This window comes from Isoptericola sp. NPDC056618 (genome assembly GCF_042792715.1).
Lineage (GTDB): Bacteria > Actinomycetota > Actinomycetes > Actinomycetales > Cellulomonadaceae > Isoptericola > Isoptericola nanjingensis.
In genome coordinates this window covers 352,138-373,377 of sequence record NZ_JBHTVZ010000002.1, presented here as the reverse complement: position 1 = coordinate 373,377, position 21,240 = coordinate 352,138, and the positions used below count along the sequence as shown (strand labels likewise).

The 21,240-nt window shown below is 75.6% G+C and carries 20 protein-coding genes, 1 pseudogene and 1 riboswitch; of the genes and pseudogenes, 12 read left to right on the top strand and 9 right to left on the bottom strand.

Annotation, left to right across the window (positions count from 1 at the left end):
• From ACFQ8T_RS04780 to ACFQ8T_RS04770, 3 genes and pseudogenes are all read right to left on the bottom strand, one after another.
• A pseudogene (locus ACFQ8T_RS04780) lies at window positions 1–307 on the bottom strand (hypothetical protein); the annotation flags it as partial.
• Between the two features lie 11 nt (window positions 308–318).
• Entirely contained in the window at window positions 319–2,313 is a 1,995-nt protein-coding gene (thrS, locus tag ACFQ8T_RS04775) for a threonine--tRNA ligase (RefSeq protein ID WP_430545611.1), read from the bottom strand.
• A 204-nt stretch (window positions 2,314–2,517) separates the two neighbouring features.
• Window positions 2,518–2,733: a hypothetical protein gene (locus ACFQ8T_RS04770; RefSeq protein WP_430545407.1), complete on the bottom strand. Its 216-nt coding sequence runs from the start codon at window positions 2,731–2,733 to the stop codon at window positions 2,518–2,520.
• 249 nt (window positions 2,734–2,982) lie between these two features.
• Here ACFQ8T_RS04770 and ACFQ8T_RS04765 point away from each other — a divergent pair, with 249 nt between their 5' ends.
• The 3 genes from ACFQ8T_RS04765 to ACFQ8T_RS04755 all read left to right on the top strand — a co-directional run bounded on the left by ACFQ8T_RS04765 (window position 2,983) and on the right by ACFQ8T_RS04755 (window position 5,524).
• Entirely contained in the window at window positions 2,983–3,480 is a 498-nt protein-coding gene (locus ACFQ8T_RS04765; RefSeq protein WP_430545406.1) for an aromatic ring-opening dioxygenase LigA, read from the top strand.
• Between the two features lie 124 nt (window positions 3,481–3,604).
• Entirely contained in the window at window positions 3,605–4,381 is a 777-nt protein-coding gene (locus tag ACFQ8T_RS04760) for a uracil-DNA glycosylase (RefSeq protein WP_430545405.1), read from the top strand.
• Between the two features lie 60 nt (window positions 4,382–4,441).
• Complete coding sequence (locus ACFQ8T_RS04755; RefSeq protein WP_430545404.1) at window positions 4,442–5,524, top strand: DUF664 domain-containing protein; 1,083 nt, start codon at window positions 4,442–4,444, stop codon at window positions 5,522–5,524.
• Window positions 5,525–5,542: 18 nt separating this feature from the next.
• On the opposite strand, the gene ACFQ8T_RS04750 is transcribed toward ACFQ8T_RS04755, so the two are convergent.
• The 3 genes from ACFQ8T_RS04750 to ACFQ8T_RS04740 are packed head-to-tail and all read right to left on the bottom strand — an operon-like array spanning window position 5,543 to window position 7,689.
• Entirely contained in the window at window positions 5,543–6,865 is a 1,323-nt protein-coding gene (locus ACFQ8T_RS04750; protein WP_430545403.1) for a chloride channel protein, read from the bottom strand.
• A 43-nt stretch (window positions 6,866–6,908) separates the two neighbouring features.
• Window positions 6,909–7,262, bottom strand: coding sequence for an SHOCT domain-containing protein (locus ACFQ8T_RS04745; protein WP_430545402.1), 354 nt, complete (start codon window positions 7,260–7,262; stop codon window positions 6,909–6,911).
• Window position 7,263: 1 nt separating this feature from the next.
• Window positions 7,264–7,689, bottom strand: a complete 426-nt coding sequence (locus ACFQ8T_RS04740) for a DUF6325 family protein (protein ID WP_430545401.1) — start codon at window positions 7,687–7,689, stop codon at window positions 7,264–7,266.
• A gap of 224 nt (window positions 7,690–7,913) precedes the next feature.
• Between ACFQ8T_RS04740 and ACFQ8T_RS04735 the strand changes: the two genes are divergently transcribed.
• The gene (locus tag ACFQ8T_RS04735) at window positions 7,914–8,627 is read left to right on the top strand and encodes a hypothetical protein (RefSeq protein ID WP_430545400.1); all 714 of its coding nucleotides are present in this window, start codon (window positions 7,914–7,916) and stop codon (window positions 8,625–8,627) included.
• 14 nt (window positions 8,628–8,641) lie between these two features.
• On the opposite strand, the gene ACFQ8T_RS04730 is transcribed toward ACFQ8T_RS04735, so the two are convergent.
• Window positions 8,642–9,724, bottom strand: a complete 1,083-nt coding sequence (locus tag ACFQ8T_RS04730) for a substrate-binding domain-containing protein (protein ID WP_430545399.1) — start codon at window positions 9,722–9,724, stop codon at window positions 8,642–8,644.
• Between the two features lie 131 nt (window positions 9,725–9,855).
• Here ACFQ8T_RS04730 and ACFQ8T_RS04725 point away from each other — a divergent pair, with 131 nt between their 5' ends.
• From ACFQ8T_RS04725 to ACFQ8T_RS04710, 4 genes are all read left to right on the top strand, one after another.
• Complete coding sequence (locus ACFQ8T_RS04725) at window positions 9,856–12,081, top strand: DUF2264 domain-containing protein (protein ID WP_430545398.1); 2,226 nt, start codon at window positions 9,856–9,858, stop codon at window positions 12,079–12,081.
• A complete protein-coding gene (locus ACFQ8T_RS04720; RefSeq protein WP_430545397.1) occupies window positions 12,078–13,103 on the top strand; it encodes a hydroxyacid dehydrogenase in 1,026 nt (341 codons plus the stop codon). The genes ACFQ8T_RS04725 and ACFQ8T_RS04720 overlap by 4 nt, the downstream gene beginning before the upstream one ends.
• 121 nt (window positions 13,104–13,224) lie before the next feature.
• Complete coding sequence (locus ACFQ8T_RS04715; RefSeq protein WP_430545396.1) at window positions 13,225–15,954, top strand: Tat pathway signal sequence domain protein; 2,730 nt, start codon at window positions 13,225–13,227, stop codon at window positions 15,952–15,954.
• The gene (locus ACFQ8T_RS04710; protein WP_430545395.1) at window positions 15,951–17,048 is read left to right on the top strand and encodes a hypothetical protein; all 1,098 of its coding nucleotides are present in this window, start codon (window positions 15,951–15,953) and stop codon (window positions 17,046–17,048) included. The genes ACFQ8T_RS04715 and ACFQ8T_RS04710 overlap by 4 nt, the downstream gene beginning before the upstream one ends.
• Before the next feature lie 19 nt (window positions 17,049–17,067).
• On the opposite strand, the gene ACFQ8T_RS04705 is transcribed toward ACFQ8T_RS04710, so the two are convergent.
• Together ACFQ8T_RS04705 and ACFQ8T_RS04700 are read right to left on the bottom strand one after the other, a co-directional pair.
• On the bottom strand, window positions 17,068–18,150 hold the full coding sequence (locus ACFQ8T_RS04705; protein ID WP_430545394.1) for a DNA polymerase IV: 1,083 nt from the start codon (window positions 18,148–18,150) through the stop codon (window positions 17,068–17,070).
• 46 nt (window positions 18,151–18,196) lie between these two features.
• Window positions 18,197–18,616 (bottom strand): hypothetical protein, encoded by a 420-nt coding sequence (locus ACFQ8T_RS04700; protein WP_430545393.1) that lies wholly within the window; start codon window positions 18,614–18,616, stop codon window positions 18,197–18,199.
• Window positions 18,617–18,764: 148 nt separating this feature from the next.
• On the opposite strand from ACFQ8T_RS04700, the gene ACFQ8T_RS04695 reads away from it, so the two are divergent.
• The 4 genes from ACFQ8T_RS04695 (at window position 18,765) to ACFQ8T_RS04680 (ending at window position 21,213) form a co-directional block, all read left to right on the top strand.
• Window positions 18,765–19,319, top strand: coding sequence for a DoxX family protein (locus ACFQ8T_RS04695; RefSeq protein WP_430545392.1), 555 nt, complete (start codon window positions 18,765–18,767; stop codon window positions 19,317–19,319).
• Between the two features lie 139 nt (window positions 19,320–19,458).
• Window positions 19,459–19,592: riboswitch (SAM riboswitch) on the top strand.
• A 21-nt stretch (window positions 19,593–19,613) separates the two neighbouring features.
• Complete coding sequence (locus tag ACFQ8T_RS04690) at window positions 19,614–20,207, top strand: NADPH-dependent FMN reductase (protein WP_430545391.1); 594 nt, start codon at window positions 19,614–19,616, stop codon at window positions 20,205–20,207.
• Window positions 20,204–20,770, top strand: a complete 567-nt coding sequence (locus ACFQ8T_RS04685; RefSeq protein WP_430545390.1) for a flavin reductase family protein — start codon at window positions 20,204–20,206, stop codon at window positions 20,768–20,770. Before ACFQ8T_RS04690 ends, ACFQ8T_RS04685 begins: the two co-directional genes overlap by 4 nt.
• Before the next feature lie 14 nt (window positions 20,771–20,784).
• On the top strand, window positions 20,785–21,213 hold the full coding sequence (locus ACFQ8T_RS04680) for a hypothetical protein (RefSeq protein WP_430545389.1): 429 nt from the start codon (window positions 20,785–20,787) through the stop codon (window positions 21,211–21,213).
• The last annotated feature ends 27 nt before the right edge of the window (window positions 21,214–21,240 follow it).

Genomic DNA, 21,240 nt, shown 5'->3' with positions numbered 1-21,240 from the left:
GGGCCGGCCCGGCCCCCCCCTTGGGTGGCCGGTTTTGTTGGGGCTCCTGTTGCCCCCCCGCTACCCCCCCCCCCCGGGGGCCCCCCCGGCGGCCCCCCCCCCCGCCCCCCGCGGGGATGCGGCAGAACGGGCACTGCGCCACCGTCCCGTCGGCGGGCTTGTCCTGCCCGCCGATGTAGACCATGCGGTGCGGGGTCCACAGCCGCTGCAGCCCGTCCTCGGGCGGGCCGAAGCCCGCCGCGGGCACCGTCGTCGAACCGTCCTCCGCGCCGTGCTCCGCGCCGTGTTCCTCGTGGTGGCCGCTCATGCGCGCCCCGCTCAGACCTGGACGCGGTCGCGCACCGCCGCGACGATGCGCTCGACCGCGTCGGCGACGGGCACCCCGTTCTCCTGGGTACCGTCGCGGTACCGGAACGACACGGCCCCGGCCTCGACGTCCTCGCCGCCGGCGATGAGCACGAAGGGCACCTTCTCCTTGGACGCGTTGCGGATCTTCTTGCCGAAGCGGTCGTCCGACAGGTCGACCTCGGCGCGGATGCCGCGGGCCGTGAGCTGGGCGACGACGTCCTTGAGGTAGTCGTCGAACGCCTCGGCGACGGGCACGGCGAGCACCTGGACGGGCGCGAGCCAGGCCGGGAAGAGCCCCGCGTAGTGCTCGATGAGCACGCCCATGAACCGCTCGATCGAGCCGAACTTGGCGGAGTGGATCATCACCGGCTGCTGCTTGGTGCCGTCCGCCGCGGTGTACTCCAGCCCGAAGCCCTTCGGCTGGTTGAAGTCGTACTGCACGGTGCCCATCTGCCACGTGCGGCCGATCGCGTCCTTGGCCTGGACGGAGATCTTGGGGCCGTAGAAGGCGGCGCCGCCCGGGTCGGCGACGAGCTCGAGACCCGAGGCGACGGCGACCTCCTCGAGCACCGCCGTGGCCTTGGCCCAGTCGTCGTCGGAGCCGACGAACTTGTCCTTCTTCTTGTCGTCGCGCGTCGACAGCTCCAGGTAGAAGTCGTCGAGGCCGAAGTCGCGAAGCACCGACAGCATGAAGTCCAGCAGGTGCTTGACCTCGGCGGGCGCCTGCTCCGGGGTGACGTAGGAGTGGGAGTCGTCCTGGGTCAGGCCGCGCACGCGCGTCAGGCCCTGCACCACGCCCGACTTCTCGTACCGGTACACCGACCCGAACTCGAAGAGCCGGATCGGCAGCTCGCGGTACGAGCGGCCACGGCTCGAGAAGATGAGGTTGTGCATCGGGCAGTTCATCGCCTTGAGGCGGTAGCGCCCGTGGTCGCCGACGTCCTCCAGGTCGAGCGGCGGGAACATCGTGTCGCCGTAGTACGGCAGGTGCCCCGACGTGTAGAACAGCTCTTCCTTGGTGATGTGCGGCGTGCCGACGTAGGAGAAGCCCTCCTCGATGTGGCGCTGGCGGACGTAGTCCTCCATGACTCGCTTGATCACGCCGCCCTTGGGGTGGAAGAGCGGCAGGCCCGACCCGACCTCGTCGTGGAAGGAGAACAGGTCCATCTCGGACCCGATGCGGCGGTGGTCGCGGCGCTCGGCCTCGGCCAGGCGCTCGAGGTACGCCTTGAGCTCGTCCTTGCTGGGCCAGGCGGTGCCGTAGACGCGCTGCAGCATCGGGTTCTTCTCGCTGCCGCGCCAGTACGCGGCGGCGTTGCGCATGAGCTGCACGCCGTTGCCGATGAGCCTCGTGCTCGGCAGGTGGGGCCCGCGGCACAGGTCCTTCCAGACCACGGTCTCGCTCTCGCGGCCGGCGCCGCGGACGTTGTCGTAGATCGTCAGCTCGCCGCCGCCGACCTCGACCGAGGACCCGTCCTCGTCCGAGGAGCCGCCCTTGAGGCCGATGAGCTCCAGCTTGTAGGGCTCGTCGGCCAGCTCGGCGCGCGCCTCGTCCTCCGTCACGACGCGGCGGCGGAAGGTCTGGCCCTCCTTGATGATGCGCGCCATCGCCTTGTCGAGGGCCTTGAGGTCCTCGGGGGTGAACGGCGTCGCGACGTCGAAGTCGTAGTAGAAGCCGTCGGTGACCGGCGGGCCGATGCCGAGCTTCGCGTCCGGGTTCACCTGCTGCACCGCCTGGGCCAGCACGTGCGCGGCGCTGTGGCGCAGCACGGCGAGGCCGTCGGGCGAGCCGATCGTCACGGGCTCGACGACCGTGCCGGCCGCCAGGTCGCGCGAGAGGTCGAGCAGCTCGCCGCCGACGCGCATCACGACGACGTCCTTGCGGTCCGCGAACAGCTCCGTGCCCGTCGTCGGCGTCTGCACCGTCACCGTGTCCTGGCTGGCGTCGTCGGGGTTCGGTGGCATCGGCGAGGCGACGTCGGACACGTGCTGCTCCTTGCGGGTCGTGGGCGCTGCGGACGGGCACGGGCAGCACCTGGGCGGGACCGGCCGGGGCTGGGCGCCGGACACGGTCGTGGGGCGCCACCATCGGTGACGCCCCACGATCGTACTCATCCGCAGGCCCCCGGCCCGCGCCACGCGCCGTCGGGCGGGCGCGGGCCGACCTGGTCAGGCGCCCTGGCCGCCGCCGGGCCGGGCGGCAGGGCCGTCGTCGTTGCGCTTCTTGGCCTCCGCCGCCGCCTTGTCGACGTAGCCGTCGACGTTGTCCGGCGTCCGCTTCTTCACCTCGGCCGCCGCCTTGTCGATGTTCTCGTCGGTGGCGAGGTCCTTGATCTTCTCCTTGGCCTTGTCGAACAGACCACCGAGACCCGAGCTCTCGCTCATGCTGCTCCCCCTTCGGCGCCGGCCGGCCCGGTGCCGTCCGGCCGCCGTCCAGACCACCACGCCCGCCGCGCACGCGCGACCGGGGCGAGCCGCACGATCACCGACGGTCGCCCCGGGATTCTTTGTGAAGGACTTCACAAAGAATCGTCGGTGCAGGTCAGGAGCTGTGGTCTTACCATAGAGACAGCGCCAGATCCGGCGCAGTCCAGACCGGCCGCGGACCACGCGACCCGGCACCCGGAGGGGACCATGACCACCACCCGCACCACCCAGCGACCGGTTCGCATCGTCGGCCTCGTCGCGCTGATCGCCGGCGTCCTGATGATCGGTGCCGGCGCCGCCACGTGGGCCACCGTGAGCACGCAGCTCGCCGCCCAGGACATCACCGTCTCCGAGGACGCCGCGTTCCTCGGCGGAGCCACCGTGGACGGCCCGCTCACCGCGTACGCCCAGGCGCAGGTCATCGACAAGCACGCGCTCGAGGCCACCGGCGGCCAGACCTACGCCCAGCTCGAGCAGGACGACCCGCTGCGCGCCACCGCGATGAATGCCTCGTTCCTGCGGGCCTCGCTGTTCACGTCGGTCGTCGCCTACGGCGTGAGCGCGCTGGTGATGGGCCTCGGCGTCCTCTTCGGGCTGCTCGGCTGGTCGGTGCGCCGCCTCGCCGCCGAGCCCGCCGTCGCCACCGCGACCGTGCCCGCCGCCACGGCCACCCCGGCCCGCGGCCGGCTCAACCCGGCGGTCTGACCCCGCCGCGTCGTCCCGACGACCCCCGCGCGGCCCGCCCTCCCCGACCCGGGACGGCGGGCCGTCGTGCGTCGCCACCGCCCGCGCCGTCGTGGAGCCGGCCGTCGTGCGCCACCATGGACCGGTGCCCGCCGTCCCGCCGCCCGACTCCCCTGCCTACCCGCTCGCCGCCCGCACCGCGCCGACGCTGGCGGCGCTCGACGACCACCTCGTGGAGTGCCGCGCCTGCCCGCGCCTCGTCGCGTGGCGCGAGGAGGTCGCCCGCGAGCGCCGCGCCGCCTTCCGCGACGAGCACTACTGGGGGCGCCCCGTCCCGGGCTTCGGGGACCCGGCCGCGCGCGTCGTGGTCGTGGGCCTCGCCCCCGCGGCGCACGGCGCCAACCGCACCGGTCGCATGTTCACCGGCGACCGGAGCGGGGACTTCCTGTTCGCCGCCATGCACCGCACCGGGTTCGCCAACCAGGCGACGTCCGTGGCGGCCGACGACGGCCTGGAGCTGCGCGACATCCGCGTCACCGCCCCCGTCCGCTGCGCGCCACCGGCCAACAGGCCCACCCCCGAGGAGCGGCGTGCCTGCGCGCCGTACCTGGCGCGGGAGCTCGAGCTCGTCGGCTCCGGCGTGCGCGTCGCCGTCGCGCTCGGCGGCATCGGCTGGCAGGCGCTGCTCACGACGCTCGCCGAGCAGGGCTGGGACGTGCCGCGCCCGCGGCCGCGGTTCGCCCACGGCGCCGAGGTGACGCTCGCGCGCAGGCCCGACGACGGCACCACGGCGGGCCCGGGAGCCACCCTCACCGTGCTGGGCTGCTTCCACGTCTCGCAGCAGAACACTTTCACCGGGCGCCTCACCCCGGCCATGCTGGACGACGTGCTGCGGCGCGCGCGCGAGCTCGCGGAGGCCTGAACCGTCCCGCCGCGCGCGAAAAGACGGGCCGCGCGCCGGGCCCCCGGCTAGGGTCGCGGCGTGACCGTGACCATCCTGACCGGCCCGCCCGGCGCGGGGAAGACGACCGTGGCCGCGCTGCTCGGCGCCGACGCCGAGCGCCCCACCGCGACCCTCACCACCGACACGTTCTACCGGTCGATCAGCACCGGGTTCGTGCCCCCGTACCTCACCGGGTCGCAGCGGCAGAACGAGGTCGTCGCCGAGGTGGTCGTCGCGGCGGCGAGCGCCTACGCCCGCGGCGGCTACGACGTCGTGCTCGACGGCGTCGTCGGCCCGTGGTTCCTGCCCCCGTTCCGGGCGGCGGCCGCGCGCGAGGGCTGGGACCTCGCGTACGTCGTCCTGCGCCCCGGCCTCGACGCCACGCTCGCGCGCGCCACCGGCCGCGCCGACGCGGAGCTGCGCGACCCGGCCGCCGTGCGCAGCATGCACGCCGCGTTCGCCGACCTCGGCGACCTCGAGCCCCACGCCCGCGACACGACGGACGAGGAGCCGGCGGCCACGGCCGCGGCGGTCCGTGCCGCCCTCGACGACGGCGCCTTCCGGCTCGCCACCCCAGCGCGCGACGAGGCCCCCGACGACCGCGTCGACCCGCCCCTGCGCGCGGACGAGGTCACCACGCTGCGGGCGTTCCTCGACTACCACCGCGACACCCTGCGCCGGAAGACCGCCGGGCTCAGCGCCGAGCAGCTGCGCACGCCGCACCCGCCGAGCAGCCTGACGCTGGGCGGCCTCGTCAAGCACCTGGCGCTCGTCGAGACGAGCTGGTTCGCCGAGACGTTCGACGGCGAGGCCGCGCTCGCCCCCTTCGACACCGTCGACTGGGACGCCGACCGCGACTGGGAGTTCCACTCCGCTGCGCAGGACTCGCCCGAGGACCTCCGCCGGTTGCTCGACGCCGCCGTGGCCGACTCCGACCGGCGCATCGATTCCGCCCTCGCAGCGGGCGGGCTGGACGGCACGTCGGCCCGGGAGTCCAGGCGTCCCGGCGAGGGCGCGTTCAGCCTGCGCTGGATCCTCGTGCACATGATCGAAGAGTACGCGCGGCACAACGGCCACGCGGACCTGCTGCGCGAGGCGCTGGACGGCTCGACCGGGGAGTGACCGGCGCGGCCCGCGAGGTCAGCCGGCAGCGGCGCGCGCCCGGTCCCTGGCCTCGCGACGCGGTCGCAGCAGGAACTGCTCGGTCGTGTACCCCACGACGACCGCGACGATCACGACCGGCGCCATCGCCGGCGCCCCGGACCCCAGGAGCATGACCACCAGCACGGTCGAGGAGACGGGGAACGGCAGGGTCGCGGCCGTGGCCGCGCCCATGCCGGCCGCCAGGGCCGGGACCGCCCCGTACCCGGGCAGGTCCGCTGCGAGGACGCCGGCGGCGGCGCCCAGCAGGACGGCGGGGAAGATGGGGCCGCCGCGGAGGGTGCCGAGGGACACGGCGTAGGCGACGCCCTTGAGCAGGAGCAGGGCGACCAGCGCCCCGGCTCCCCACGCCGCGGGGTCGGCCGCGAGCGTCGGGAGCAGCGCCTGCCCGGAGAGCGCGACCTCCTCGGGCGACCGGCCGGTGGCCAGGGCGTAGGCCGACGCGCAGACCGCGACCACGAGCGCCCCGACGACCGCCCCCGAAAACGGCCGGGACGCCGCCCGGCGGGCGACCGCCTCGCCCAGCCGGTGCACGAGCCGGACCAGGACCGCGACGAGCACGGCCACCGGCAGCGTCCACAGCACGTCGCCGACGTCGGGCCGGGCCGGGGCGTCGACGTCGGGCAGCGCCAGCGACGCGATCTCGAGGCCGGTCCACGTGCCCATGCCGGTGAAGACGAGGGCGCCGACCCCGGACGCCGCCAGGCTGGGCAGCACGACGGCCGCGAGCCGCGCCCCGGTCACGCCGGTCATCGCCGAGGCCTCCACGACGAACACCGCCCCGACCACGGGACTGCCGAAGATGGCCGACAGTGCCGCGGCGGAGCCCGCCACCGCGAGGACCTGGCGCGCCGGGTCGCCGAGCCGCGCGTCCCACGGCCGCACGAGGACCAGGGCCAGCGCTGCCCCGATCGCCAGCAGTGGCGCCTCGGGTCCCAGCGCGACGCCGAGCGGGAGGCCGGCCAGCGCGGCGAGGAGGACCCCCGGGACGTGGGACGCGGGGACCGGGCCGAGGCTCAGCCCGTGCACCGGCAGATGGCCTCCCTGCCCGGGCAGCGAGCGCACCGCGACGCCGACCATGACACCCGCCACCGCCAGCCACGGCAGCGGCCACCACCATGGCGGCCCGTCGAAGCCCCAGGTCTCCGGCAGCGTCTCCCAGACCAGGTGGGTCAGCTCGTGCAGGACCGCGAGGAACAGGAACGCGGCCACCGACACCGGGATGCCGAGCAGCGCGCACACGCCGAGGAACCTCGCCCAGGGCCGGCGGGTGGTCGGGTCGTCGGCGACAGCGTCGGTCACGGCTCCTCTTCGGGGTGCGCGGGTGGCGGGTGGCGGCGCTCGATCAGCCGAGCAGCTTGGCCTTGGCGGCGGCGAACTCCGCGTCGGACAGGATGCCGGCGGCCTTGAGGTCGCCGAGCTGCTTCAGCTGCGCGATGAGGTCGTCCTCCGCCGGCGCCGCGGGAGCCGCAGCGACCTGCGCCTGCTGCTGGGCCTGGAGCTGCGCCTGCTGCTGGGCCCAGGCCTGCTCCTGCGCCTGCTGCGCCTGGTACTGCTGGGCCTCGTACTGCTGCTGCTCGCGCGAGGCGGCGCGACGGTTCATCGCCCTGCTGGTCGCGTTGGCGGTGCCGGTGATCACGGCCGTGCGGGCCATCGTGCCGATCAGGCCGGGCCGGCCCATCCGTCGCATGGGGGGCATCTCAGTTCTCCTTCTCGATCTCGTCGGCGAGGGCGTCGATCGCCTCGGCCGGCACGCGCGTCCAGTCGAGCACCTGCCCGCCGGCGCCGCGTACGGCGGCTCCGAGGCCCCGCGCCCACGTGTGCTCGAACACGAGCATCCCGACCGCGGAGCCCGGGGCGAGCTCGTCCGCGATGTCCTCGACGTCGTCCGCCGCGAGCAGCCCGGCGGGCTCGCCCACGATGCGGGCCAGCTCGTCGGCGCCGCTCTCCTCGCTCGCCTCGAGCCACTCGACCGAGCCGTCCTCGCCCTTGCGCACGACCAGCGCGTCGAGCACGTCGATCGTGCCGGCGTCGACGAGACGCCCGAGCTCCGCGACGATCTCGCCCTTGAAGTCGCTCCGGGGAAACTCGATGAGCACGAGCTCTACGGGTCCTGTGGGTCGCATGTCCTGCCTCTCGGTCGACCTGTCGGCGGAGGGCGGGCATGGCCGAGGCCGTCCGCCCCTGCCCGTCCTGCCGACACTCTGGCACCGCTGCGGACGGTCCGCATGCCGGGCGGGGCAACTCACCCGACCACCTGTTCCGGGGGCGAAGTCGCAGGTCATCCGACACGATGAGCCGTGACCGCGGCGGCGACCGGAGACCCGGCGCGGGGACGGAGGGCGACGCGATGACGCAGCGGGACGAGAGCGGCCCCGGCAACCCCGGCGACGGCACGGTGAGCCGGCGGGTCGAGCTCGCCGCCACCGTCCTGCTCGCCCTGGCGACCGTCGTCACGGCGTGGTCGGCGTTCCAGGCCACCAAGTGGTCCGGGGTGCAGGCCAACAGCTACGCCGCGGCCGGAGCCGCCCGGGCCGAGTCCACGCGCGCCTCGACCGAGGCCGGTCAGCTCACGGTGATGGACGTGACGGCGTTCGCGTCCTGGATCGACGCCGTCGCGGCCGAGACCCGCGCGGGCCGCGACTCCGGGCTCGCCGAGGACGGGACGTACGAGCCCGTGGACGGGACCGAGTCCGGGTTCCTGTACACGCGGTTCCGGCCCGAGATGGTGCCCGCGTTCGACGCCTGGCTCGCCACCGACCCGATCCACGACGACGACGCGCCGCGCACGCCGTTCCTCATGCCCGAGTACCGGCTCGAGGCCCAGGCGCGCGCCGACGCCGAGCTCGACCGCGCGGAGGACCTGTCGGCCACTGCGCGGCAGGCCAACCAGACGGGCGACAACTACGTGCTGACGTCGATCCTGTTCGCGTCGGTCGCCCTGTTCGCCGCCCTCAGCACCAAGCTGGCGCACCGCACCGCCCGGCGCGGGCTGCTCGGCGTCGCCGCGGTGCTGTTCGTCGTCTCCACCGTCGTGGTGCTGACGTTCCCGAAGGAGCTGTAGCGCGGTCCCGCAGGTCAGGGCGCGGCCGCGCCGCAGGAGCCCCGGACGGTGAGCCGCGGCAGCAGCGCGACGTGCCGCGGCGACCCGTGGGCCCCCGGCACCTCGCCGCCCTCGTCCCCCACGATCCGCCCGACGAGCACGCGCAGCGCCTCGCGGCCCAGCTCGCGGCGGGGCGGGGTGACGGTCGTGAGCGGCACGACGGCGAGCTCGGCGTTCTCGTCGTCGTACGCCACCACGGCGAGGTCCTCCGGCACGCGCAGGCCGCGGTCGAGCGCCGCCTCGACCAGGCGCGCGGCGTGGTCGTCGGTGTGCACGAGGACGGCGCGCGTGCCGGTGTCGCGGCACCGGTCGAGGAACGCGGACAGCTCGCGCTCCAGCCCGGCCGGGTCGCCCTCGCCCTTGGGCAGCGACACGTCCGGCCCCGGCTCGACGCCGAGCCGGGCGACCGCCGTCGCGAAGCCCTCGCGCACGTGCGGGGCGGTCGGCGTCCGGTCGTACACCGCCAGGCCGATCCGGCGGTGCCCGAGCCGCGCGAGGTGCTCGACCGCGAGCACCGCCCCGTGGGCGTGGTCCGACCGGACCTGGTCGAGCTCGCTCAGGGCGGTGAGCCCGTCGACGCGCCGCTCGACGACCACCACCGGCACGGGCACCGACCGCAGCCATGCCGCGAGCTCCTCCGGCGACCGGTCCCGGGTGGTGGGGGCGACGACGATCCCCTGCACCCCGAGGCCGACGAGCCGGTCCACCTGGGCGGCCTCCAGCTCGGGCCGGTACTGCGAGACGCCGAGCACGAGACGGACGTGCAGGCTGGGGGCGAGCGCCTCCATGCCGCGCACGAGCGGCGGGAAGTGCACCGTGGAGCTCGGCACGACGACGCCGACCAGCACGCGCGCGGCCTGCGGCTCCCGGGCCGAGCGCACGGTCACCGCACCGCCGTGCACGCGCGCCAGCCGCCCCGCGCGGTCGAGCTCGACGATGTCGCGGCGGATCGTCACCTCGGCGACGCCGAGCGCGGCGGCCGCCTCCGCCGAGCGCACGCTCCCCCGCAGCTCCACCTCGCGCAGCAGGTACTCGTGCCGGGCCGTGGGCAGGTGCATGGGTGGTCCTCCGTCGTCGTCGAGCGGATCGGGTCGTCGTGGCAGAGCAGCACCGTAGCCGACGATGTCCGGGGATGATCGGAAATGTTCGGACCTTCCGCGACCGCCTCCCGCTGGGCGAGGATGCCGAGGTGACACCCGCCGCGACGACGCCCTCCAGCACCATGACCACAGCCACGACGGGAGGGACGGGGGGTGCCGCGACGTCCGACCCGCGTCTCGCCCCCGCGCGCCGCTGGACCCGCGAGCGGTGGCTCGCGACCGCCGACGGGCTGCTGGACGCCGTCCGCCCCTTCGCCTCGCCGGGCGGCGCGCTGATCACGCTGCCCGGGCCCGTCAGCGGGTCGGGCACCTGGAGCGACGGGCTCGAGGGGTACGCGCGGACGTTCCTGCTCGCGGCGTTCCGCCTGCGGGGCGAGGACGGTCGTGACCCACGCGGGCTGCTCGAGCGGTACGCCGACGGGCTGCGGCACGGCACCGACCCCGCGGGCGCCGAGCGCTGGCCCCGGGTCGACGAGCGGCGGCAGGCCGTGGTGGAGGCGGCGTCGGTGGCGATCGGGCTGTCGGAGACGCGGCCCTGGCTGTGGGACCGGCTCGACGACGGCACCCGGCAGCGCACGGTCGACTGGCTGGCCGGCGTCGTCGGCACCCGCGGGTACACGAACAACTGGCTGTGGTTCCAGAACGTCATCGAGGCGTTCCTGGCGAGCGTCGGCGGCCCCTGGGAGCAGGCCGACCTGGACCACAACGCCGAGACCGCCGAGGCCCTGTACGTGGGCGACGGCTGGTACTCCGACGGCCGGGGCCGCGGCGGACGGCGGCAGAACTTCGACCACTACGCGGGGTGGGCCTGGCACGTCTACCCGCTGCTGCACGCCCGGATCCAGGGCCGCCCGCTCGACGCCGTGCACGCCGGGCGCCTGCGGGCCTACCTCGACCAGGCCCGGCACCTCGTCGGCTCGCGCGGGGCGCCGATGCTGCAGGGCCGCTCGGTGACCTACCGGCACGCCGTGCTCGCCCCGTTCTGGGCGGGGGCGATCGCGGACGCGACGCCGCTGTCGCCCGGCGCCACCCGCGCGCTCACCGCCGCGGTGGCCGGGCACTTCGACGCCGCCGGCGCCATCGACGACCGCGGGCTGCTGCCCGTCGGCTGGCACGGCCCGTACGACCGCGTGCGCCAGCTCTACACCGGCGGGTCGTCGCCCTACTGGGCGAGCAAGGGCTTCCTCGGCCTGCTGCTCGGCGCCGACCACCCCGTCTGGACGGCGGCGCCCGAGCTGCCCGAGGCCTGGCAGGTGCCGCACGCCGTGGCGCTCCGGGCGCCCGGGTGGCTCGTGAGCGCGACGCCCGCCGACGGCGTCGTGCGCCTGCTCAACCACGGGTCCGACCGCGCGATCGAGCACGCGCTGGCGCCCCGCGGCGACGACCCCTTCTACCGGCGCCTCGCCTACTCCGGCGCGACGTCGCCGCAGCTGGGCGCGGCCGACGTCGCCGCCCCGCTCGACTCGCACACCGCGCTCCTCGACGCGCGGGGCGTGCCGTCCCACCGCGACGCCGTCGAGCGCGTCCACCTGGACGACGCCGTGGCCGTGTCCCGCTCCCGGGTCTGCTGGCTCGACGTCCCCGGCGGCGCGCCGGACGACGAGGACCCGGCCGCCGCGCGGCCCGCCGTCGGACCGGGCGACGACGCCGGGTGGGCGGGCCTGCGCCTCGGCCCGGTGCTCACCACCGCCTCGGTGGTGCGCGGCCCCGACGAGGTACGGCTGGCGTGGTGGACGCCCGCCGCGACGGCGGTGCCGGGCCGGGCGCCGGCGCCGGGCACCACGGCCGAGGCCCTGGACCGGGACGCCGCGTGGCCCGTCGACCCCGGTCCCTGGCGGCTGCACGTGGGCGGGTGGCCGCTCGCCGCGCCGAAGGACGGGGCGCTGCACGTCGAGCGGAGCGCCGACCGCTCGGGCACCCTGGTCCGGGTCGTCCGCGACGACGGCACGTCGTCGCACGTGCGCGCCCTCCGCGTGACCGGCCAGGACGACGACGCGCCGGACGCCGCGCCGGACGTCTCCCTCGACAGCGCCGGGGCGGCACGCCGGACCGGGTCGGACCCGTTCGGCGCGGCGTCCGCCGTGCCCTGGCTGCGCACCTCGGGGCCGGTCGACGCCGGCGAGGTGGTCGCCGCGCTCGTCGTGCTGACGGGCGAGGACGGCGCACGACGCCGGCCGGTGCCCGCGGTGCGGGTGCTGCCCGGCGCGGACGGCGGCCCGCCCGCGGCCGTGGAGGTGGCGTGGCCGGACGGCCACGTCGACACCGTCCCGACGGGCAGGACGGGCACGACGGGCACCGACGGGGCGGCGTCGTGACGCGGCTGCGCGCCGCCTTCGCCGTGCGCCACCCCGACCTCGTCCCCGAGCTGTTCGACGACGCCGCGGTGGCCAGGCTGCGCAGCGTGGCGGACGTGGCGGAGGCCGTGCTCACCCCGGACGCGCTCGACCGCGGCGGCGACCCGGGACAGGGGCCGGCCGGGGTCCTCGCGGACGTCGACGTGCTCCTCACCGGCTGGGGCGCGCCCCGCCTCGACGACGCGCTGCTGCGGCGCGCGCCGCGGCTGCGCGCCGTCGTGCACGCCGCCGGGTCGGTGAAGCCGCTCGTCACGCCCGCGCTCTGGGCGCGCGGCGTGCGGGTGTCCAGCGCCGCGGCCGCGAACGCACGCCCGGTGGCCGAGTACACGCTGGCGACGGTGCTGCTGGCGGGCAAGCGCGTGCTCGAGGCCGCGGACGCCTTCGCCGCGCACCGCCGCTTCGACGGCTGGTCGCTGCCCGACCCGCTGGGCAACCACGGCCTGACGGTCGGCGTCGTCGGGGCCTCCCGGATCGGCCGGCAGGTGATGCGGCTGCTCACGCCGTTCGACGTCGACGTGCTGCTGCACGACCCGTGGGTCGACGCCGACGGGGCGCGCGCCCTCGGTGCCACCGCCGTGTCCCTCGACGACCTCGCGCGGGCGAGCGACGTCGTCACCGTGCACGCCCCCGACCTGCCGGAGACGTACCGCATGATCGGCGCGCCTCAGCTCGCCCTCATGCCGGACGTCGCGACCCTGGTGAACACCGCGCGGGGGCGCCTCGTCGACACCGCGGCGCTCACGCGGGAGGTGCTGTCGGGCCGGCTGCGCGCCGTCCTCGACGTCACCGACCCCGAGCCGCTGCCCGGCGACCATCCCCTGTGGGACGCCCCCGGGGCGCTGCTCACGCCGCACGTCGCGGGGTCGCTGGGCAACGAGCTGCGGCGGCTCGGCGACCTCGCCGTGGGCGAGGTGGAGCTCCTCGCGGCCGGCGCGCCGCTCGGGCACGAGGTGCTCCCGGGACAGCTCGGCACCACCGCCTGAGCGTCCCGCGTCGCCGCTGGTCCGGTTTTGCACGTTTCACGACCGGATGCGCGAACTCCTCGCACGATGGGCACGTCCACCGACGGACAACGCACCCACCGTCACGAAGGAGTGACCCACCGTGGTCGACGTCAGCCGCCGTACCGTCCTCACCTCCGCCCTCGCCGCCGGCGCGGTCGCCGCGCTCAGCGCGCGCACCGCGAGCGCCGCACCGGCCACGGCCGCGGTCCCGTTCGCCCCCACCGGGCACGACCCCGTCGACGTGCGCTGGCTGGAGGGCGGCGCCCCCGCCGCCCTCGCCGGCGGCGCCACCTGGGGCGTGCCCTGGCCGCGCGGCGCCCTGGCCGGCGACCAGGCCTTCGCCCTGACGACCGCGGCCGGCGAGGCCGTGCCCGTGCAGACCTGGCCCACCGCCTGGTGGCCCGACGGGTCGCTGAAGTGGACCGCGCACGCCGTGAGCGAGTCCGCCCCACGTGCTGAGACCTATCGCCTGGCACCGGGCGCGCCCGCGAAGGGCACCCACGCGATCACGGTGCAGGAGAACCCCGGCCGCGTCGTGGTCGACACCGGGGTCGTGCAGGTCGAGTTCGGCCGCCAGGGCGACAAGGTCGTGCGCGCGATCCGCCGCGACGGCGCGGTGATCGCCCGGGACGGGCGGCTCGTCGTGCAGCGGCAGGACGCCCCCGACACCGACCGCGGCGCGAAGGTCGGGTTCGAGGAGTTCGCCGGGACGGTCGAGAAGGTCACCGTCGAGCAGTCCGGTCCGGTGCGCGCGGTGGTCAAGGTCGAGGGCAGGCATCGCAAGGGCCGCCGCGACTGGCTGCCGTTCGTGCTGCGCTTCGCGCTGTTCGCCGGCTCGGACGGGATCCGGCTCGTGCACACGTTCGTCTTCGACGGCGACGAGGAGAAGGACTTCGTCACGGGGCTCGGCGTGCGGTTCACGGTCCCGATGCGCGGCGAGCTGTACGACCGTCACGTGCGCTTCGCCGGGCCCGACGGCGGCGTCCTCGCCGAAGCGGTGCGCGGCATCACGGGGATGCGCCGCGACCCGGGCGAGGCCGTCCGGACCGCGCAGGTCGAGGGCCGGGCGCTGCCCGACCCGGCCACCTGGGACCAGCGCGTCACGACGCGCCTGAAATGGATCCCCGCGTGGGGCGACCACAGCCTGTCGCAGCTCACCGCGCACGGCTTCGAGATCCGTAAGCGCACGGGCTCCGGGCACTCGTGGATCCGGTCGGACGCCGGAGGCCGTGCGCCCGGCCTCGGCTACGTCGGGACGCCCGCGGGTGGTCTGGTGTTCGGGATGCGGAACTTCTGGCAGCTGCACCCCACGGAGCTGGAGATCACCGGCGCGGCGACCGACGAGGCGGACGCCACGGTATGGATGTGGTCGCCGCGGGCCGAGGCGATGGACCTGCGCTTCTACCACGACGGCATGGGCCAGGACACCTACCCCGAGCAGCTCGACGCCCTCGAGATCACCTACGAGGACTACGAGCCCGGGTTCGGCACGCCCTACGGCGTCGCGCGCACCACCGAGCTGATGTTCTGGGCCCTGGCCGCCACGCCCACCGCCGCGCGGTTCGCGGAGCTCGCCGCGGCGAACGCGACCCCGCCCCTGCCCGGCAGCAGCCCGGACCACAACCACTCCGCCGGCGTGTTCGGGTCCTGGTCGCCGGTCGACCGGTCCACGGCGGCGCGGTCGACCATCGAGGACCGCCTCGACGCGATCCACCGCTATCACCTGGAGCAGGTGGACCAGCGCTCCTGGTACGGCTTCTGGGACTACGGCGACGTCATGCACTCCTACGACGGCGACCGGCACCAGTGGAGGTACGACGTCGGCGGCTACGCGTGGGACAACTCGGAGCTGTCGACGGACCTGTGGCTCTGGTACCACTACCTGCGCACCGGCGACGCCGCCGCGTTCCGGTTCGCCGAGGCCATGAGCCGGCACACCGGCGAGGTCGACCAGTACCACCTGGGCGAGTGGAAGGGCCTCGGCACCCGGCACGGCGTGCAGCACTGGGGCGACAGCGCCAAGCAGGTCCGCATCAGCAACGCGAACTACCGCCGGTTCGCCTACTTCCTCACGGGCGACGAGCGCTCCGGCGACCTGCTGCACGAGCTCGTCGACTCCGACCGCACGTACCTGGTCCTCAATGCGGGCCGCAAGGTCGACGGGTCCACCGGCGAGTACGACCCGGACCCGACGGCGCTCCCGCTGAGCAAGACCACCGACTGGGGCGCCATCGCCGGGGCGTGGCTCACCGAGTGGGAGCGCGGCGGCGACCCGAGGGCGAAGGAGCGCCTGCTGGCGAGCGCACGGTCGATCGCGGCGCTGCCCAACGCGTGGGTCCAGGCCGGCTCCACCTACGACCTGGAGACCGCGACGTTCAGCTCCGGACCCGAGAACGCGGTGGAGGTCGGCAGCCTCAGCTCCGTGTTCGGCCTGGTCGAGGTCATGACGGAGCTCCTCGACCTCGTCGACGAGCCGGAGGTCGAGGCCCGCTGGGTGGAGTTCTGCCGGCTCTACAACAGCTCGAAGGCCGAGCAGAAGGAGGCGACCGGCGCGGACTGGGGCAGCCTCAACCTCAAGCAGTCGTACTCCCGCGCCACCGCGTACGCCGCCGTGCGCCTCGACGACGACGCGCTCGCCGCGCGCGCCTGGAAGGAGCTCGCGACCGGGCACGCCGGCTACCCGGACGACATGGACTGGGGCACGCACCGCGTGGAGCCGCCCGCCGTCCTGCGGGCGGTCGACGAGGCCGGCTTCTCGTCCAACGCGTCCGCGCAGTACGGGCTCGCGGCGATCCAGTGCCTCGCCCTCGTCGGGGGGAAGCTGTCGTGAGCGCCCGACGTCGCCCTGTCGGCCGGGGCGCGGCGGCCGCGCTCTGCGCGCTCGCCGCCGGCGCCGCGCTCGGAGGTCCGGCCGCGCACGCCGCCGCCGGGCGACCGGGCCTGGACGGCCCCCGCCCGGACGCGGCGCTGCTCGAGCGGTGCACCGGCACCGACCCGGTCGTGTGCACCTACCCCGACCTGGCACCCGGCCACTACGACGTCACCGTCATGCTGGGCGACCGGCACGGCCCGGCCCGCACCGAGGTGCAGGCGGAGGCACGGCGCCTCATGGTCCCCGAGGTCGACACCGCCGACGGCGAGCTCGCCCGCCGCACGTTCACCGTCGACGTGCGCGACCCCGAGAGCCAGCAGAACCAGCCTGCCGGCGAGGGCACCCCCGGCCTCACGCTCACGTTCACCGGCGACGCGCCGCACGTCGCCGGGATCGGGATCCGGGCCGCCGACGCCCGCACCCCGCGCATCGCCCTGCTGGGCGACTCCACCGTCACCGACCAGGGCGGGGCGCCGTACACGGGTTGGGGCCAGCGGCTGCCCGCGCACTTCCGGCTCGGGGTGAGCGTCATCAACCACTCCGGCTCCGGCGAGAGCACGGTCTCGGCGCTGGCCGAGCCGGAGATGTTCGACGCCCTGGTGCCCCAGCTGCGCCCCGGCGACCTCGCGCTCGTGCAGCTCGCGCACAACGACAAGACCACCACCGCCGAGCAGTACCGCGCCAACCTCACCGAGATCGTCACCCGGGTGGGGGCCACGGGGGCCACGCCCGTGCTCGTCAGCCCGATCGTCCGGCTCCGGTTCGACGGCGACCAGCTGAACTCCGCCGGCATGATCGAGACCGCCGCCGGCAGCCTCCCCCAGCACGTCCGTGACGTCGCCGCCGACCTCGACGTCGGCCTCATCGACCTCACCGCGCTGAGCGAGGCCCTGGTCGAAGGGCTCGGACCCGTGGACGCCCAGCCGATCTACCTGGTCCGGGAGACCGGCGACCGCACCCACACCTCGTGGTACGGAGCCGGCGTCTACGCCGACCTCGTGGCCGACGAGCTGCGCCGGCTCGGTCTCGTGCCGGAGCGGTACTGGCGCTGAGCCCTCGCGCCCCCGAGGCTCAGATCCGCCCGCGCACCGGCGTGGTCTGGGCGTCCGTGCCGCCCTCGGGCATGACCATCTCGGCGCGGACGCCGAGCAGCCGCACCTCGCGGCCGGGCTCCAGCCCGGCCGCGAGGTCGAGCACCGCGGCGGTCACCTCCTCCAGGGAACGCGTCGGTGCCGGCAGCTTCCGCGAGAGCGTCCGTGTGAAGAACGGCGCGTACCGCACCTTCAGGCCCACCCGGAACACTGCCCGGCCCTCGGCCTCGGTGTCCGCGTGCGCCTGCGCGGCGAGCTCCCGCAGCGCCGCCGTGACCTGGTCGGCCGTCGTGAGGTTGCGCTGGTAGGTGGTCTCCCGGCTGTGCCCGCGGGCCACCCACGGGGTGTCGTCGACGACGGCGGAGCCCTCCCCGCGGCCCAGCTCCCCGTACCAGGCGCCCATCCGCGGCCCGAGCTCGCCGACCAGGACCGCGTCGTCCGCCGCGGCGAGCTGCGCGACGGTGTCGATGCCGTGCGCCGCGAGCCGCCTCGACACCCGGGAGCCCACGCCCCACAGGTCGGCGGTCGGGCGCTCCCCCATCACCTCGAACCAGTTCTCCGCGGTGAGCCGGTAGACGCCCGCCGGCTTGCCGAACCCTGTCGCGATCTTCGCCCGGACCTTGGTGTCGCCGATCCCGACCGAGCAGCGCAGGTCGGTCGCGTCGAGAACCGCCCGCTGGACGGCGTGCGCGAACTCCTCCGGGGCCTCCCCGTCGTACCCGAGGAACGCCTCGTCCCAGCCGAGGACCTCGACCACCGTGCCCAGACGGCGCAGCGCCGCCATCACCTGCGCGGAGGCCGCCTCGTACACCGGGTGGTCGACCGGCAGGATCACCGCGTCCGGCACCTTGCGGGCCGCCACGCGCAGCGGCATCCCCGACCGGACGCCGTACGCCCGCGCCTCGTACGACGCGGTGGAGACCACCGCGCGCTCCGTCGGGTCGCCGCGTCCGCCGACGATCACGGGCCTGCCCGCGAGCTCCGGGCGCCGCAGCAGCTCGACCGCGGCCAGGAACTGGTCGAGGTCGACGTGCAGCACCCAGCGGAAGCGGCGCGCGCCCATGCCCCGAGTCTGCGTCACGTCACGGAGGTCCGCGCCGTGCAGGGACCTACGCGTGGCCCGCCGGCGGCACGACGAGGTCGCCCAGGTCGGGCGGCCGGTAGCCCGCCCCCTTGAGCACCTTGCCGTCCGACCGCCGCAGCACCCGGCCGTCGGCGTCCACCTTGCTCATGTTCGAGCGGTGGACCTCGACGAACACCGCCGGCAGGTCGATCCCCAGCGCGTCGGCCGCGCCGTAGGTGACGTAGAGGACGTCGGCCAGCTCCTTCGCCACGGCCCGGTACGCGGCAGTGACGTCGCCGCCCTCGTCCAGCGCCGTCGCGAGGTCCGCGAGCGCCTCCGCCGCCTCCCCGGACTCCTCCGCCAGCAGCGCCCGGCGGTGCTCCGCCAGACCGGGTCGGGCGGTCTCGACCTCGAGGTCGAACGCCGCGCGGAACTCGGCGACACGTCGCATCGGCTCGTGGTCCATGCCGGCACCGTAGGCGGTCCCCGGTGCGTCGTCGAGCGGGTGAGGACCGGGCGAAAACCGGGGGCGCGCGCATTCCCGGCGCCGTGGGCCGCTCTCTCCCAGGGCGACCACCCCCGGGTCGCACCTCCCCCTGGAAGAGAGCACCACCATGTCCGTCTCCACCCCGACCCACCGCACGACCGCCGGCACCCGCGCCCCGGGCGCCCCCGCCGCCCGTCGCCTCCCGAACGCCCTGGCCGAGCAGGTGGCGCTGCGGCTCGACGTCGCCGTGACCGCCCTCGCCCGGTTCCTCACCCGGTGGTCCGTCCCGGCCCTGCGGGTCGCGCTCGGGCTCGTGTTCCTCGGCTTCGGCGTCCTGAAGTTCTTCCCGGGCGCCAGCCCCGCCGAGGAGATCGCGGGCCGCACCGTCGAGACGCTCACGCTCGGGCTCGTCCCCGCCACGACCGCCGTCGTCCTGGTCGCCGTCATGGAGACCTTCATCGGGCTCACGCTGATCTCCGGCCGCCTGCTGCGGGTCGGGCTGGTCGCCCTCGCCGTGGCGATGGTCGGCATCCTGTCCCCCGTCGCGCTGTTCGGCGACGAGCTGTTCGGGCACGGCATGACCCTGCTGGGCCAGTACGTGCTCAAGGACGTCGTCCTGGTCGCGGGCGCCGCCGTCGTCGCGGCCGTCGCGCTCGGCGCGCGCCTGCGCCTCGAGGCCTGACGAGTCAGACGCCCTCGCACCACCCCGGAGCCTCCGGCCGTCCCCCGGCCGGAGGCTCCGGCGCGTCGGCGTGTCCGGATGGTGAGAAGTCTCCGGACGGCGCTGGCGCTCGCCGGATCGGCTGCTATACCTCCGCCCAGGTCACGAGCCCCAGCGCGAAGCCCCGGCTGGCTGGGCAGCAACCCCACGTCACGGCGGGGTGCTCCGGGAGATGACCTGGCCGCCGGCCGGTCCGCGCACGCGGGCCGAGACGCCGTGCGGCAAGCGTGATCGACGGACTGCGAGGGACGACCCATGACCGAGAACACCCGCCCCGCCACCCCCTCCGTGGTGGTGGTCTCCGGCAACCCGCGCGCGGGCTCGCGCACCCTGACCGCGGCGGAGACCGCCGCCCGCCGCGTCGCCGAGCTGCTCGGCGCCGCGGACGTGGCGACGATCGAGCTCGCGGCGTTCGCGGGCGAGATCCTCACGGCCGCGCACCCGGCCGCCGACGCGGCGAAGGAGCGCCTGGCGCGCGCCACGGTCGCCGTCGTCGCGACCCCCGTCTACAAGGCCTCCTACACGGGCCTGCTCAAGGCGTTCCTCGACCTCTACGGGCCCGACGGCCTGGCGGGCGTCGTCGTCGTGCCGCTCGTCGTGTCCGGCAACCCGGCGCACGCCCTCGCCGGCGAGGCGCACCTGCGGCCCGTGCTCGTGGAGCTGGGTGCGGTCGTGCCCACCCGCACCCTGACCCTCACCGAGGCCCAGCTGCCGGACCTCGGCGAGGCGCTGGACCCCTGGTTCGCCCGCTGGGCGACGCCGCTGCGCCGGGCCGCCGGCGTCCCCGCACCGCCGGCCGCCACGACCACCACCCCCACGACCACCGAGCTGACGGGAGCCGCCCTGTGACCACGGAGCACGCCCACCAGCGCACCGACCTGTCCGCGCTCTCGGGGATCGAGGAGCTCCTGGCCCAGCAGGACGAGCCCCAGCTGTCCCCTGACGAGTTCAAGACGGTGTTCCGCCAGCACCCGGCCGGCGTGGCCGTCGTCGCGCTCGAGCACGCGGGCCGCCCCGTCGGGTTCACGGCCACGTCCGTGATCTCCGTGTCCGCCGCACCGCCCCTGCTCGCGTTCTCGCTGGCGTCCACCTCGTCGTCCTGGCCCGCCGTCTCGACGGCCAGCACGCTCGCGATCAGCTTCCTCGCCGATCACCAGGACGACCTCTCCGCCCGGTTCGCCACCAGCGGCATCGACCGCTTCGCGGGGGGCGGCTGGACGGCACTTCCCTCGGGCGAGCCCGTCATCGACGGCGCCGTCTCCTGGGTGCGCGCCCGCGTGCTGCAGCGCACCCCGGTCGGCGACAGCTACCTGGTCTCGCTGCGCGCGCTGCAGTCCGGGTCGGACGGGACCTCACCCCTGGTCTACCTCGACCGCACCTACCACCGGCTCGGCGACGAGTCCGCGATCTGACGGGACCACGACACATGACCGACCTCACCACCCCCTTCGTCGTCGGGCTCGACGTCGACGGCGCGGGCGCCCACCCGGCGGCAGCCGCCGCGACAGGCCTCACGCCGGCCGAGACCGTCGGCGCGCCTCGCCTCGCCCGCAGCGTGCGGCGGGCCGAGAACGCCGGCGTCACCTTCGCGACGTTCGCCGACGCGCTGCTGCCCGCGGTCGCCGGGTCGCCCGGCTCGGCGCGGCTCGACGCCGTCACCCGCGCGGCGTTCGTGGCCCGCACCACCACCACGATCGGGCTGGTGCCCCAGGTCCCGGCCACCTACCCGGAGCCGTTCCACGTCGCGGCCCAGCTCGCCTCCCTCGACATCGCGGCGGGGGGGGGCCGGGGGGGGGGCGCCCGGGCCGGGGGGGCGCGGGGCACGCCCCGGGGCCCCGGGGGCACCCCGCCGTAAACAGGGGGTTGCCCGGGGGGTGTCCGC

Bases quoted from the DNA above. Each gene is read 5' to 3' on its own strand.
- thrS (WP_430545611.1), bottom strand. From the start codon at position 2,313: ATGCCACCGAACCCCGACGACGCCAGCCAGGACACGGTGACGGTGCAG.
- ACFQ8T_RS04770 (WP_430545407.1), bottom strand. From the start codon at position 2,733: ATGAGCGAGAGCTCGGGTCTCGGTGGTCTGTTCGACAAGGCCAAGGAG.
- ACFQ8T_RS04765 (WP_430545406.1), top strand. From the start codon at position 2,983: ATGACCACCACCCGCACCACCCAGCGACCGGTTCGCATCGTCGGCCTC.
- ACFQ8T_RS04745 (WP_430545402.1), bottom strand. From the start codon at position 7,262: ATGCCCCCCATGCGACGGATGGGCCGGCCCGGCCTGATCGGCACGATG.
- ACFQ8T_RS04740 (WP_430545401.1), bottom strand. From the start codon at position 7,689: ATGCGACCCACAGGACCCGTAGAGCTCGTGCTCATCGAGTTTCCCCGG.
- ACFQ8T_RS04735 (WP_430545400.1), top strand. From the start codon at position 7,914: ATGACGCAGCGGGACGAGAGCGGCCCCGGCAACCCCGGCGACGGCACG.
- ACFQ8T_RS04730 (WP_430545399.1), bottom strand. From the start codon at position 9,724: ATGCACCTGCCCACGGCCCGGCACGAGTACCTGCTGCGCGAGGTGGAG.
- ACFQ8T_RS04705 (WP_430545394.1), bottom strand. From the start codon at position 18,150: ATGGGCGCGCGCCGCTTCCGCTGGGTGCTGCACGTCGACCTCGACCAG.
- ACFQ8T_RS04700 (WP_430545393.1), bottom strand. From the start codon at position 18,616: ATGGACCACGAGCCGATGCGACGTGTCGCCGAGTTCCGCGCGGCGTTC.
- ACFQ8T_RS04695 (WP_430545392.1), top strand. From the start codon at position 18,765: ATGTCCGTCTCCACCCCGACCCACCGCACGACCGCCGGCACCCGCGCC.
- ACFQ8T_RS04690 (WP_430545391.1), top strand. From the start codon at position 19,614: ATGACCGAGAACACCCGCCCCGCCACCCCCTCCGTGGTGGTGGTCTCC.
- ACFQ8T_RS04680 (WP_430545389.1), top strand. From the start codon at position 20,785: ATGACCGACCTCACCACCCCCTTCGTCGTCGGGCTCGACGTCGACGGC.